We start from the raw sequence: 12595 nt of genomic DNA on the forward strand, positions 1-12595 counted from the left end.
AATCGCGCCCTCATCACCCGCGCAAAGGCTCAGACGAAGCTGTTCAGGATCGAGAAGATCACACCCGACATCAGCGCCGCCGCCGGAACCGTGATCACCCAGGCCGCCACGATGGTCATGAAATGCGAGCGCCGCACCAGCTTGCGCCGGCGGCGCTCTTCCAGCGGCAGGCGCTGCGCGGGCGGGCGGCTGTTGCGGCCGTTGCGCAGCCGGCGCTCGGAATGCCATTCGCGATAGAAGCCGACGCCGAACACTCCGCCCACCGCGATATGGGTCGAGCTGACCGGCAGGCCCAGCCAGCTGGCCACGATCACCGTGATCGCCGCAGACAGCGCGACGCAATAGGCCCGCATCGGGTTCAGCTTGGTGATCTGGCTGCCCACCATGCGGATCAGCTTGGGTCCGAACAGGAACAGGCCGAACGAAATGCCAAAGGCACCGATCACCATGACCCAGAAGGGAATGGCCACCTTGGCGGCAAAACTGCCCGCCTGGCTCACATGCACGATGGCCGCCAGCGGTCCCACCGCATTGGCCACGTCATTGGCGCCATGGGCAAAGCTCAACAGCGCCGCCGAGAGCACCAGCGGCAGGCCGAACAGCGCCTTGATGGATTTGGTGCGGTTCTCCATGCCTTCGGATTTGCGCCGGATCCAGGGGATCGTCACCGCCCAGACCAGCAGGGCGGTCGCCAGCCCGATCATCAGGGCGGTCTGCAGGTCGATCTTGACGATCTTCTTGATGCCCTTGACCGAAAGGTAGATGGCAAAGGTACCCGCCATCACTGCCACCAGGATCGGTACCCAGCGGCGCGCGGCGGCGATCTTGTCGGGCGCATACTGGATGCGATGCTTGATCAGGGCCAGAAACAGCGCCGCAATCACACCGCCGAGAAGCGGAGAGATCACCCAGCTGGCGATGATCGCGCTCATGGTCGACCAGTCCACCGCCGACATGCCGGCAGCCGCGATCCCCGCGCCCATCACACCGCCCACCACCGAATGGGTGGTGGACACCGGCGCACCGACCCAGGTGGCCAGGTTGACCCACAGCGCCGACGAGATCAGCGCCGCCATCATCGCCCAGATGAAGACCTGTGTATCTGCGACGGATTGCGGGTCGATGATCCCCTTGGAGATGGTCGAGACCACATCGCCGCCCGCCAACAGCGCGCCGGCGCTTTCGGCCACCGCGGCGATGGCGATCGCCGCGCCCATGGACAGCGCATTGGCGCCCACTGCCGGACCCATGTTGTTGGCCACGTCATTGGCGCCGATATTGATTGCCATATAGGCGCCAAAGGCCGCCGCGGCGACCACCACGATCCCGCCCGGCGTGCCGCCCAGCGCGACCATGGCGGCCAGGGCCGCCAGCACGATAAAGGCCAGCGCGATGCCGGTCCCCACCAGGGGGCGCGAGGCATAGGCGGTCGCGGTCTCCATCCGGCTGATCCGGTTCAGGTCGGCATCCAGCCGACCCCACTGGGGCTTGCTCTTGCGGTCGCTCATGATGTCCTGTCCGGATGCGTGCGGGTCGCGCGCGGCTTAGACCGCGCGGCCGCGCCACGCAACCGGGCTGACATAAAAATGTCGTAGGGCTGTTACAATTGCCGCAAAAGGTCCTGCAACTGCGGTTCCTGCACCATGTTGGCGGCCTCCGACGGCGCGACCCAGCGCAGCTTGCGGCGACCGGCTTCGGGGTAGCTGTCCGAGATCTCGTCCACCAGCATCCGATAGACATAGGTCTCGACCGGCTCGACCGTGCCATTCTTGCGCCGCTTGCCATAGCCAAAGACGCCGACCGGCTCGTCCTCGACCCGGGCCCGGCGCACGCCGGCCTCTTCCCAAGCCTCCTGCAGCGCGGTTTCGGGGCCGCTGAGCCCTTCGATAGGCCAGCCCTTGGGCACGATCCAGCGCCCGGTGTCCAGGCTGGTGATCAGCAGCACCTCGGGCCCGCCGGTGGCGGGGCGCAGGCATAGCGCGGCAACCTGCGTCCGCTTGGGGCGCAGGAACATGGGGCGGACCAACTCGGTCCAGGCATTCAGGACTCGTGACTTCATCTGCTCAACCTCGGCGCCTGTTCTGTCGGAGTTTGGCGCTTGTGGAAATATGACCGATATTTGTGTGTTTTGTGTGAAAAATCAACAAATAACTTTGAAAACATGGGGAATCCAGCGATACCAGCCCAAAATTCGGGCATTTTCGCGCATCCACAGCGAAGACGCCCGCAGGGCGGATGAGCGATGCGCCGGGACCAGGTCTAATCTGCCTGCGGTATCGCAAACTCCGATACCCGCCGCCCGCTGCACCAGACTTCCAGCAATCGCGCTACATTGGCGTCGATCCCAGTGCCGCTCTGCAACTCCAGATCGTAACGCCGCCCGGCATGGATCGTCTCGAAATCCCGCCGGGCACTTCCCGGAGGTCGGTCGCCCCGTGCCACCTCGCGCCGTTGCAGTTCTGTCAGCGGGCAATGCAGGGCGACAAAGAACACGTCGTGCGGCGCCAGCAGGCGGCGCAGGGCGGCATCCCAGCCGGGCGTGTCCAGAATATGTTCGAGGATCACGTCATTACCCCGCATCCGCATAGGCGGCTACCGAGCGGTGAAACCCGTCGAACACCGCCGCTCGGGCCGCGCGCCAGTCGAAATCGCCCGATCTGAACCGCGCCACCGGGATCATGCCACTATCGCGCAGATGGTCGATCGAGGCATGCCAGAACGGGCTGTCGAGCCGGTCCAGCAGCGCCCGCGCCAGGCTGGTCTTGCCGCTGCTGGACGCACCGTGAAGAAAGATGATCCGCGCCATGTGCCTTCTCCCCGCTCCCCGCCGCGCCTGCAAAAGGGTCATCGCATCGCCGTCGCCAAACGGCAAGTGGGCGAGCTGGAAACGCGGAAACAGGCATGGCAGGCGACCCCGCCCCTATCCGCGCGGGGGAGGACGAGGCGCAATTTCCCCGGATACTTGTCCCGCCGGACAGTCCAAGAAAGTTGACGCAGAGAGATTTCTTTGGACTTACTATCTGATCCGCAAGCGCTTTTCGCCCTTGTTTCCGGCGTATCGCGGCCTTTGCGGTCGGTGATCTTCGTACCGGTTTCCCCAAGGGAGGACTTTATGACCAACAAACTAATTGCAGAAGTTTTCGGAACCTTCTGGCTGGTGCTCGGCGGCTGTGGCAGCGCCGTGCTCGCGGCCGGAGTTGCGGATGTAGGGATCGGCTGGGCGGGCGTCAGCCTGGCCTTCGGTCTCACCGTGCTGACCATGGCCTATGCCGTCGGCCATATCTCGGGTGGCCATTTCAACCCGGCGGTGTCGCTGGGCCTGATGGTGGCGGGCCGGTTCGACGGCAAACTGCTGCTGCCCTACTGGGCGGCACAGGTGGTCGGGGCCATTCTGGCCGCGCTTGTTCTATACATCATCGTCTCGGGCGGCGCGGGCTTTACCGGCGTTGGTGGCTTTGCCTCCAACGGCTATGGCGAGGCCTCGCCCCAGGGCTATTCGATGATGTCGGGCCTGGTGATCGAGGTGGTGCTGACCGCCTTCTTCCTGATCATCATCCTGGGCGCCACGTCCAAGGGCGCCCCGGCAGGGTTCGCACCCATCGCCATCGGTCTGGGCCTGACGCTGATCCATCTGGTGTCGATCCCGGTGACCAACACCTCGGTCAACCCCGCCCGCTCGACCGGCGTGGCGCTGTTTGCCGACGGCCCGGCGCTGGCACAGCTCTGGCTGTTCTGGGTGGCACCGCTGATCGGTGGCGCCCTGGGGGCGGTCCTGTGGAAGGTGATCGCCGGTAAAGACGCGGATTGAGCCCCGCTTAGATGACAACCAGTTCCGCCGCGCCCGTGCCGCGCGGCGGAGGCTGAACAGGCCCCATTGCATCCCCCGTCTCAATCGGCAAGCTGGCAGACGAGGGAGAGCGACATGACCGAGCAGCTGGCAGGCGATTACGACTATATCATCGTAGGCGGAGGTACCGCCGGATGTGTGCTGGCCAACCGGCTCAGCGCCGATCCAAAGACGCGTGTGCTGCTGCTTGAGGCGGGCGGCAAGGGCCATTACCACTGGGTGCATATCCCGGTGGGCTACCTTTATTGCATCGGCAATCCGCGCGTCGACTGGATGATGAAGACTGCCGCCGAACCCGGTCTCAACGGTCGCAGCCTGGTCTATCCGCGCGGCAAGGTGCTGGGCGGCTGCACCTCGATCAACGGCATGATCTACATGCGCGGGCAGGCGGCAGACTATGACGGCTGGCGGCAGATGGGCAATACCGGCTGGGGCTGGGACGACGTACTGCCCTATTTCCGCCGCTCCGAGGATCACCACAAGGGCGAGAGCGACCTGCACGGGGCCGGGGGCGAGTGGAAGGTCACCACCCAGCGCCTGAGTTGGGAGATCCTGCGCGCCTTTCAGGAGGGCGCGCGCGAGTTCGGATACGAGCCGACCGAGGATTTCAACAGCGGTACCAACGAGGGCTCGGGCTTTTTCGAGGTCAACCAAAGAAACGGCGTGCGCTGGAACACCACCAAGGCATTCCTGCGCCCGGCGATGAACCGGCCCAACCTGCGGGTGCTGACCCGGGCCGAGACGCAGCGGCTGATCCTCGACGGGAAGCGTGTCACCGGGGTAGCGTTTCGACATGGCGGGCAGGATCGGACTGCCACCGCCCGGGCCGAGGTGCTGCTTGCCGCGGGCGCCATCAACTCGCCCAAGCTGATGGAGCTGTCCGGTATCGGCCAGCCCGACCGCCTCTCGGCGCTGGGCATCGCCCCGGTGCATGACCTGCCGGGCGTTGGCGAGAACCTGCAAGATCATCTGCAGATCCGCACCGCGTTCAAGGTCTCGAACACGCCGACCCTGAACGAGACGGCCAATTCGCTGACCGGCCGCATCGGCATCGCGCTGAAATATGCACTGACCCGCTCGGGCCCGCTTAGCATGGCGCCCAGCCAGTTCGGCATGTTCACCAAATCCGACCCTGCGCTGGAAACGCCGGACCTGGAATACCATGTGCAACCGCTGTCCACCGACCGCCTGGGCGACCCGCTGCATGCCTTCCCGGCCATCACCGTTTCGGTTTGCAACCTGCGTCCCGAAAGCGTCGGCGATTGCCATATCACCAGCGCCAAGACCGGACCGCAGCCGCATATCCGGCTCAACTATCTGAGCGCCCCGCGCGACCAGCAGGTCGCGGTGGCGGCCGTGAAACAGGCCCGCCGGATAATGACGGCGCGCGCGCTCGCGCCCTATGCGCCGCAGGAATTCCTGCCCGGCCCGCAGATCGCCAGCGATGCCGATCTGCTGCGCGAGGCGGGCAACATCGCCACCACGATCTTTCACCCGGTGGGCACCTGCAAAATGGGTAACGACCCCATGGCGGTGGTCGCCCCGGATTTGCGCGTGCACGGGCTGGCCGGTCTGCGGGTGGTCGACGCCTCGATCATGCCGAAGATCGTCAGCGGCAACACCGCCTCTCCGGTCATCATGATCGCCGAAAAGGCCGCTGAGATGATCCGCGCGCTCTAAGGCAGGCGCGAGATTTTTCGACGAAAAATCTCTGCCCGGGCCTCACCCTTTGCGCGGTTTGGCCCTGAGCGTCGGATCGGCCTCGCGCGGGTCTTCGGGCCAGGGATGTTTGGGGTATTGCGCGCGCATGTCCTTGCGCACATCGGCATAGGAGCCATCCCAGAATCCCGGCAGGTCGCGGGTGATCTGGATCGGGCGCTGAGCGGGCGAGAGCAGCGTGATCTTGAGCGGCACGCCCGCCACCATCGGATGCTGCGTGACGCCGAACATTTCTTGCAGGCGCACCGAGATTTCCGGGACCTCGCGTTCGTAATCGATCGGCACCTTGCGCCCCAGCGGCGTGATGAAGGCCCCGGGCGCGCGCGTCTCCAACTCCTGGCTCTGGCCCCAGTCGAGCCGCGCCTTGAGCGCGGGCAGCAGGTCGAAGCGTTTCCAGTCCTCGGCGCTACGGACCCCCTGCAGCATCGGCTGCAGCCAGTCCTCGATCGTGCCCATCAGCCCAGGCTCGGAGAAATCCGGCAGATCGGCGCCGCTGGCCCGTACAAGTTCCACCCGCCGCGCCAGCCGGGCGGCGGGGGCGCTGAGCCTGAGGCCCAAATCACGCACCCCGTCGAGCATGGCGCGCGCAACAGCCTCGTCGGGCACCTCTTTCCAGATCCGGTCGCTCAGGGTGATGGCGCCCAGTCGCTCCTGGTGCCGGGCGATGACCCGGCGCTCGCGCCGGGACCATTCGCAAAGGTCGTTCCGGGTGATCTGGTCGGCAAAGAGCTCGCGCAGTTCACCTTCGGTGATCCGCGCCGCCATGCGGATACGGGCCTCGCGCGGGTCGCCGTCGGTGTCGATTGCGACCAGATAGGGTGTGTTGGCCAGTGCCTCGCCCGGGTCGAGCGCCGCGCCCTTGCCGCCCGACAGGACGAAACGGGGGGCCTCGCCCTTGCGGCGCTGGCCGATCCGGTCGGGATAGGCGAGCGCCGCCATAGCCGCGGGGCTCATCCGCCCTGCGGGCGTCTTCGCCTGTTTTTCCAACCGCCGCGCCTCGGCCCTGATCCGGTCGAGCACGCCCATGTTGACCTCGTAGGGGCGTTCGCGCCGGAACCGGGACGGGTCGCGCAGTGCCGCGAGCCGCAGGTCTAGATCGGCGGGCGCGCCGCGCAGGGGATCGCGTTCGGCCATCAGCGCCGCCAGCGGGGCGGCCTCGCGCCCCGCAAGCGCCAGCATGTGTCCCAGCCGTGGATGCAGGGGGAGTGCGGCCAAGACCCGTCCGTGATCGGTGATCCGGCCCTGCGCATCGATCGCGCCCAGGAATCCCAGCAGTGCGCGGGCCTCGGCCAGTGCCGTTTCGGGCGGCTGCGTCACGAAACCCAGCGCGCCCGGTTCCGCCCCCCAGAGCGCCAGTTCCAGCGCAAGACCGGTCAGGTCCGCCGCCTCGATCTCGGCAGGGGGGAAGGCAGCAAGCGCGCCCTCTTCTCCGCGCGTCCAGAGGCGGTAGCAGATGCCCTCGGCCACACGTCCCGCGCGGCCTGCGCGCTGGGTCGCCTCGGCCCGGGTGACCCGTTCGGTGACCAGCCGGGTCATGCCCGAGCCGGGGTCGAAGCGCGCCCGCCGCGCCTGTCCCATATCGACCACCACCCGGACATCGGGGATGGTCAGCGATGTTTCAGCGATCGAGGTCGCCAGCACCACATTGCGCCCTTCGGTTGCGGGCCGGATGGCGGCGCGTTGCGCGGCAAAGGGCATGGCGCCGAACAGGGGCCGCAGGGTGCAGCTGTCGGGCAGGCGCGCCGAGAGCAGCGTTTGGGCGCGGCGGATTTCCCCCTCGCCGGGCAGAAAGACGAGCAGGCTGCCCCCCAGATCGCGGGTCTCGGCCTCGGCCTTTGCGACCAGGTCGGCCAGCGCCTCGACCCGGCGGGCGCGCGGCCCCAGCGGGTGGTCGAGCCAGCGGGTCTCGACCGGATAGGCGCGGCCTTGAGAGGTGACCATCGGCGCATCCATCAGCGCCGCCACCGGCCCGGCGTCGAGCGTGGCCGACATCGCCAGCAGGATCAGGTCGTCGCGCAGCGCCTCGGTCACTTCGAGACACAGCGCCAGGCCCAGATCGGCATTGAGCGAGCGTTCGTGAAACTCGTCGAAGATCACCGCGCCGATGCCGGGCAGATCGGGCTCGGCTTGCAGCATGCGGGTCAGGATGCCTTCGGTCACCACCTCGATGCGGGTGGCGTTCGTCCGTTTCGCCTCGCCCCGGATGCGATAGCCCACGGTCTGGCCCACCGGTTCACCCAGCGTCTCGGCCATCCGCTCGGCGGCGGCGCGCGCGGCCAGGCGGCGCGGTTCCAGCATCACGATGCGGCCATTGGTCAGGCCAGCCGAGAGCAGGGCCAGCGGCACCCGTGTGGTCTTGCCCGCGCCGGGCGGGGCCTGCAGCACGGCGCGCCCCTGCGCCCGCAGCGCGGAGATGAGGTCTGGCAGGGCGTCGTCGATGGGCAACCGGGTCATGCCGCCTTATCGCCAAAGCGGCGGGGGCAGGTCCAGAGCCAATCGGGCGGTTCCGGATGAGGAGCGGTGGCGCCTTTGAGTATTTAAGACCAGAAAGAAGCAGCAGGGGCAGCGGCGGGGCTTCCGGGGGGCGATAGAGGGACAATCCGGCGCATCCGGTGGGTCGGCTCTGGACAAACCGGGGCGCGCTCCGTCATGCAGGGCAAAATTCGCGAGGACCGGCATGGATATCACACAGCTTGGCGATAGGATACTTTCGGGCGACCGCCGTGCGCTGGCGCGGGCGATCACGCTGGTCGAGAGCCGGCGGGACGATCACCGCGCCCAGGCCGCGTCGCTGCTGGATCATCTTGCCGGCGCCGGGCGCCAGGCGCTCAGGATCGGCCTGTCGGGCACGCCGGGCGTTGGCAAATCCACCTTCATCGAAAGCTTCGGCATGATGCTGATCGGGCAGGGGCTGCGGGTGGCGGTGCTGGCGGTCGACCCCAGTTCGGCGCGCTCGGGCGGGTCGATCCTGGGTGACAAGACACGGATGGAGCGGTTGTCGCGGGAACGGGCCGCCTTTATCCGGCCCTCGCCCAGCCAGAGCCATCTGGGCGGGGTCGCGCGCCGCACCCGCGAGGCGGTCAGCCTGTGCGAGGCGGCGGGCTTCGATGTGGTGCTGATCGAGACGGTCGGTGTGGGGCAGTCCGAAACCGTGGTGGCCGAATTGTCCGACCTGTTCCTGCTGCTGCTGGCGCCCGCCGGCGGTGACGAGTTGCAGGGCGTCAAACGCGGCATCATGGAAATGGCCGACCTGATCCTGGTCAACAAGGCGGATGGTGAGCTGAAATCGACCGCGACCCGAACCTGTGCCGATTATGCAGGGGCACTGCGCCTGTTGCGCAAGCGGGTGCAGGACCCGCCGGGCTTTCCCAAGGCGCTCACCGTCTCGGCGGTCGAGGAGCAGGGGCTGGACGCCGCCTGGACCGAGATGCGCGCCCTGTCGGATTGGCGCCGCGAGAACGGGCACTGGACGGCCAACCGGGCCGAACAGGCGCGCTACTGGTTCGGGCAGGAAGTCCGCCATGCCCTGCTGGCACAGCTGGACACACCACAGGCCCGGGCCGAGATGGATCGGCTGTCCACCGCCGCCGCCCAGGGACAGCTGACACCCGCCAGCGCGGCCGAGCAGATGCTTGCCTTTCTGCGGGAGGGGTAGTGCTTTCCTCTTGCCACAAATATCCCCGCCCCAGGCTTGGCCCGGCACGGGCCATCCCTGTCGGCCAGGGAGGCATGGGACAGGGCAAAGAATCCGCGCCAGCCGTCTTGACCCCTGCCGCGATTCCCACTACACGCATCCAACCAGTTTTCGGGCGCGACTTCGGGTTGCGCCCCTTGTGATTTGACGGATGCTTCGCCCCGTCACCAGATACGAAGGAAGAGACCATGTCGCGCCGTTGCGAACTGACCGGAAAAGGCCCGATGACTGGCAACAATGTCAGCCATGCCAACAACAAGACCCGCCGTCGTTTTCTGCCCAACCTGAACGACGTGACCCTGCAGTCGGAAACCCTGGGTCGCGGCGTCAAGCTGCGCATCTCGGCGGCTGCCCTGCGCTCGGTCGATCACCGTGGCGGTCTGGACGCCTTCCTGGCCAAGGCCAAGGACGAGGACCTGTCCGATGCCGCGCTGAAGGTCAAGAAAGAGATCGCCAAGGCGCAGGCCGCGGCCTGATTTTTCTGATCCACTGATTTCGGGAACCCCGTGCGCCTTGCGCACGGGGTTTTTCGTTTCACGGGCGGAACCGGAAAACGACACGTTTTCCGGCCCGATTTCCTTTGGAAATCGGCCCCCTGACAGACCGGCGTCCTGCTGTCGCAGGAGGTCTTTTGCCCTTGCGGAGCGGGTATCGAGAGCAGATATCGGGACGCAGGATGATGACCCCTTTGCGGATATCCCTTGCGCTTGCGCTCTCGCTGCTTGTCGGGCTGACCGGTCAGGGGCTGGCCAATTCGCGCGGGATGAGCGCCGCGGTCGATCAGATGGAGATCTGCACCGGCACCGGGCCTGTCATCCTCTATGTGGATGCCGACGGGCAGCCGACCGCCCCGCCGCATTACTGTCCGGACTTTGCGCTGATGCTGCTTGGGGCGCTGTTGCCCGATGCCGCAGTGGCGCCCACGCCGCCGCAACTGGCTCTGCCTGCGCCGGACCGGACGCAACCCAGCCTGATTACCCGTACCCTCTCAGCCGTTCCGGCGCGCGCGCCGCCGGTCTTGCTCTGACCCGTTTCGATACAGACAGATCAAGACATGCCAAGGAGAGAGACCATGTCGCTGAAATCCAGATTGCTGGCTGCTGCCGCCACCCTTACCCTTGCCGGGGCCGCCTGGGCCGGTGAGACCATTGTGATCGACGATGCCTATGCCCGCTCCTCGGGCGCCAATGCCAAAGCCGGTGCCGCCTTCATGATGATCCAGAATACCGGGGCCGAAGACGACCGCCTGATCGACGCCCGCTCCGAGGTCGCCGCCAGGGTCGAACTGCATACCCACAAGATCAACGAGCAGGGCGTGGCCAAGATGATGCATGTGCCCGAAGGCTTTGTGATCCCCGCCGGTGGCATGCACCCGCTTGCGCGCGGGGGCGATCATGTGATGTTCATGGGGATCAAGGTGCCGTTCGCGCAAGGCGCGACAGTGCCGGTCACGCTGGTCTTTGAAAAGGCCGGCGAGATCGAGGTGGAAATCCCGGTCGACCTGGAGCGCCAGGACGGCGGTCATGGCCACATGAAGAAGAAATCGAACTAGGCCAGGGGGCACGCCTGTCTTCAGGCTGCGCTGCAGCCCTCATCCATGCGTCAGGCCGGGCTTTGGCCCGGCCTGGTTGCGTCTGGCCAAGCGGTATCGCGACCGGCACCCAGGCTTTGTGCGCGATGCAGGGCCAGCGCGGCCAGTGCAAAATCGGCGATCGCGGGGCCGCGAAACAGGAACCCTGCGCGGCGCGACGGATCGTGCCGGTTGACGTTTGTGCTGTGCAAGTCTTCACCCAGCAATGCCGCGAGATCGCCGCCTACCCGCGCGGGGTCGATCATCGGCCTGGGATTGGCAGCCTCTTGCGCCAGATCGTCGATATAGAGCGGATCAAGCGCCGCCATCCCATCGGGCTGCCAGGGCAGGCCCGTATCGGTCAGACTGGCAAAGGCGCCGGGTTTCAGCCAGCGGGCATCCAGAAACGGCGTCATCTGATGATCGAGGGTGACCGAAGAGACCACCAGATCGGCGTCGGCGATGGCCTGGTGCGGATTGTCTGCGATCTCTGCCTGCAGCCCCCGCGCGCGGGCGGCCGCGCTCAACCGCGCGATGTTCTCGGCCCCGCGCCCGAGAATCACCGCCCTTTGCAGGGGAAAGAGATCGCAGAGTGCCGCGAGATGGGCGCGTGCCTGGGCGCCGGCGCCGATAAAGGCCACCACCCGTGCCGCCGGATCACCCAGCCGCCGCGCCACCAGCGCGCTGAGACCGGCGGTGCGCATCCGGGTGATCCAGCCCGCCTGCATCAGGGCCCGCAACTGGCCGGTCTCGCTGTCCTGAACCAGCAAAACGCCCTCGGTTCCCGGCAGCCCGCGTGCCGGGTTGTCGGGGCTGACCATCACCGATTTCACCACGGTCAGGGCCGGGCTGTTTCCGGTCGCCAGCGTCGTCATCACATAACGCCCGTCACCGGGCAGCAACGCCGATTTCGGCGCCACATGCACGGTGGCGCGGATTTGTGCGCGGATCGCGGCCTCGAGCGCTGTCTGAATCTCATCCGTAGTGATCCCCAAGGTGTCGAGATCGGGATCGGACAGGATCAGAAAGTCGCTCATCCCCTTTGGTCCAGCAGGTCGCACACCCATTGTGGAACGATCCGGCTGGCGGGGCCGAACCGGGTTTCGTCGAAATTCGACACCACCGCCGAAGGGTCGAGGTTCAGTTCCACCGTGCGCGCGCCGCACGCGGTCGCCTCTTGCACGAAGCCCGCTGCCGGATAGACCTGCCCCGAGGTGCCGATGGCGGCAAACAGATCGGCGCTGGCCAGGTGGTCATAGATCGCGTCCATGAAATAGGGCATCTCGCCGAACCAGACCACACCGGGCCGGGCCGCGGGGCGGGCACAGGCGGGGCAGGGGGTGGTGGTGTCCATCGTCTCGGGTGCCAGCCAGCGGTGCCCGCAGATGGCGCAGAGCGCGCCGGCCAGCGTGCCATGCATATGGATCACGTCGCTGGCGCCGCCCGCTTCGTGCAGCGCGTCCACATTCTGGGTGACGATCACGACCTCGCCGGGCCAGTCCCGTTGCAACCGTGCCAGCGCGGTATGGGCGGCATTGGGCCGGGCGGCGGCGGCCTGCACCCGGCGGGCGTTGTAGAAGGTGTGCACCAGCTCTGGATCGCGGGCAAAGCCCTCGGGTGTGGCCACATCCTCGAGCGGATATTTCGTCCAGATGCCGTCCGCGTCGCGAAACGTGCCCAGCCCGCTTTCCGCCGAGATACCGGCACCTGTCAGAATGACGATCTTTCTCATACCGCTCCGCTCGCCTATAGGTTCTGGGGAAAC

13 protein-coding genes are annotated in these 12595 nt (G+C 66.8%); 6 read left to right on the forward strand and 7 right to left on the reverse strand.

Going from position 1 to position 12595, the window contains the following annotated elements:
• Positions 1-29 precede the first annotated feature (29 nt).
• The 4 genes from SPO_RS04860 to SPO_RS23275 form a co-directional block, all read right to left on the reverse strand.
• Positions 30-1508 carry an inorganic phosphate transporter gene (locus SPO_RS04860; RefSeq protein ID WP_011046716.1) on the reverse strand — a complete coding sequence of 493 codons (1479 nt, stop codon included), beginning with the start codon at positions 1506-1508 and terminating at the stop codon, positions 30-32.
• A 92-nt stretch (positions 1509-1600) separates the two neighbouring features.
• On the reverse strand, positions 1601-2059 hold the full coding sequence (locus SPO_RS04865) for an NUDIX hydrolase (protein ID WP_011046717.1): 459 nt from the start codon (positions 2057-2059) through the stop codon (positions 1601-1603).
• A gap of 200 nt (positions 2060-2259) precedes the next feature.
• Positions 2260-2565 (reverse strand): chloramphenicol phosphotransferase CPT family protein, encoded by a 306-nt coding sequence (locus tag SPO_RS23270; RefSeq protein WP_230981772.1) that lies wholly within the window; start codon positions 2563-2565, stop codon positions 2260-2262.
• 4 nt (positions 2566-2569) lie between these two features.
• Positions 2570-2806: a chloramphenicol phosphotransferase CPT family protein gene (locus tag SPO_RS23275; RefSeq protein WP_230981773.1), complete on the reverse strand. Its 237-nt coding sequence runs from the start codon at positions 2804-2806 to the stop codon at positions 2570-2572.
• 306 nt (positions 2807-3112) lie between these two features.
• Between SPO_RS23275 and aqpZ the strand changes: the two genes are divergently transcribed.
• Both aqpZ and SPO_RS04880 read left to right on the forward strand, forming a co-directional pair.
• A complete protein-coding gene (gene aqpZ, locus SPO_RS04875) occupies positions 3113-3808 on the forward strand; it encodes an aquaporin Z (protein ID WP_011046718.1) in 696 nt (231 codons plus the stop codon).
• A gap of 114 nt (positions 3809-3922) precedes the next feature.
• A complete protein-coding gene (locus SPO_RS04880; protein WP_011046719.1) occupies positions 3923-5527 on the forward strand; it encodes a GMC family oxidoreductase in 1605 nt (534 codons plus the stop codon).
• A 42-nt stretch (positions 5528-5569) separates the two neighbouring features.
• Here the strand turns inward: SPO_RS04880 and hrpB are convergent, their stop codons facing one another.
• Positions 5570-8020, reverse strand: coding sequence for an ATP-dependent helicase HrpB (gene hrpB, locus SPO_RS04885; RefSeq protein ID WP_011046720.1), 2451 nt, complete (start codon positions 8018-8020; stop codon positions 5570-5572).
• Positions 8021-8243: 223 nt separating this feature from the next.
• On the opposite strand from hrpB, the gene meaB reads away from it, so the two are divergent.
• The 4 genes from meaB to SPO_RS04905 all read left to right on the forward strand — a co-directional run bounded on the left by meaB (position 8244) and on the right by SPO_RS04905 (position 10812).
• A complete protein-coding gene (meaB, locus tag SPO_RS04890; protein ID WP_011046721.1) occupies positions 8244-9221 on the forward strand; it encodes a methylmalonyl Co-A mutase-associated GTPase MeaB in 978 nt (325 codons plus the stop codon).
• Positions 9222-9448: 227 nt separating this feature from the next.
• Entirely contained in the window at positions 9449-9736 is a 288-nt protein-coding gene (gene rpmB, locus SPO_RS04895; RefSeq protein WP_011046722.1) for a 50S ribosomal protein L28, read from the forward strand.
• A gap of 200 nt (positions 9737-9936) precedes the next feature.
• The gene (locus tag SPO_RS04900) at positions 9937-10287 is read left to right on the forward strand and encodes a hypothetical protein (RefSeq protein ID WP_051420317.1); all 351 of its coding nucleotides are present in this window, start codon (positions 9937-9939) and stop codon (positions 10285-10287) included.
• Between the two features lie 45 nt (positions 10288-10332).
• Positions 10333-10812: a copper chaperone PCu(A)C gene (locus SPO_RS04905; RefSeq protein WP_011046724.1), complete on the forward strand. Its 480-nt coding sequence runs from the start codon at positions 10333-10335 to the stop codon at positions 10810-10812.
• A 50-nt stretch (positions 10813-10862) separates the two neighbouring features.
• On the opposite strand, the gene SPO_RS04910 is transcribed toward SPO_RS04905, so the two are convergent.
• Together SPO_RS04910 and SPO_RS04915 are read right to left on the reverse strand one after the other, a co-directional pair.
• Positions 10863-11867 carry an ornithine cyclodeaminase family protein gene (locus SPO_RS04910; RefSeq protein WP_051420318.1) on the reverse strand — a complete coding sequence of 335 codons (1005 nt, stop codon included), beginning with the start codon at positions 11865-11867 and terminating at the stop codon, positions 10863-10865.
• Positions 11864-12562: an NAD-dependent deacylase gene (locus SPO_RS04915; protein WP_011046726.1), complete on the reverse strand. Its 699-nt coding sequence runs from the start codon at positions 12560-12562 to the stop codon at positions 11864-11866. Before SPO_RS04915 ends, SPO_RS04910 begins: the two co-directional genes overlap by 4 nt.
• Positions 12563-12595 lie beyond the last annotated feature (33 nt).

The organism is Ruegeria pomeroyi DSS-3 (assembly GCF_000011965.2).
Lineage (GTDB): Bacteria > Pseudomonadota > Alphaproteobacteria > Rhodobacterales > Rhodobacteraceae > Ruegeria_B > Ruegeria_B pomeroyi.

Bases quoted from the DNA above. Each gene is read 5' to 3' on its own strand.
- SPO_RS04860 (WP_011046716.1), bottom strand. From the start codon at position 1,508: ATGAGCGACCGCAAGAGCAAGCCCCAGTGGGGTCGGCTGGATGCCGAC.
- SPO_RS04865 (WP_011046717.1), bottom strand. From the start codon at position 2,059: ATGAAGTCACGAGTCCTGAATGCCTGGACCGAGTTGGTCCGCCCCATG.
- SPO_RS23275 (WP_230981773.1), bottom strand. From the start codon at position 2,806: ATGGCGCGGATCATCTTTCTTCACGGTGCGTCCAGCAGCGGCAAGACC.
- aqpZ (WP_011046718.1), top strand. From the start codon at position 3,113: ATGACCAACAAACTAATTGCAGAAGTTTTCGGAACCTTCTGGCTGGTG.
- SPO_RS04880 (WP_011046719.1), top strand. From the start codon at position 3,923: ATGACCGAGCAGCTGGCAGGCGATTACGACTATATCATCGTAGGCGGA.
- hrpB (WP_011046720.1), bottom strand. From the start codon at position 8,020: ATGACCCGGTTGCCCATCGACGACGCCCTGCCAGACCTCATCTCCGCG.
- meaB (WP_011046721.1), top strand. From the start codon at position 8,244: ATGGATATCACACAGCTTGGCGATAGGATACTTTCGGGCGACCGCCGT.
- rpmB (WP_011046722.1), top strand. From the start codon at position 9,449: ATGTCGCGCCGTTGCGAACTGACCGGAAAAGGCCCGATGACTGGCAAC.
- SPO_RS04900 (WP_051420317.1), top strand. From the start codon at position 9,937: ATGATGACCCCTTTGCGGATATCCCTTGCGCTTGCGCTCTCGCTGCTT.
- SPO_RS04905 (WP_011046724.1), top strand. From the start codon at position 10,333: ATGTCGCTGAAATCCAGATTGCTGGCTGCTGCCGCCACCCTTACCCTT.
- SPO_RS04910 (WP_051420318.1), bottom strand. From the start codon at position 11,867: ATGAGCGACTTTCTGATCCTGTCCGATCCCGATCTCGACACCTTGGGG.
- SPO_RS04915 (WP_011046726.1), bottom strand. From the start codon at position 12,562: ATGAGAAAGATCGTCATTCTGACAGGTGCCGGTATCTCGGCGGAAAGC.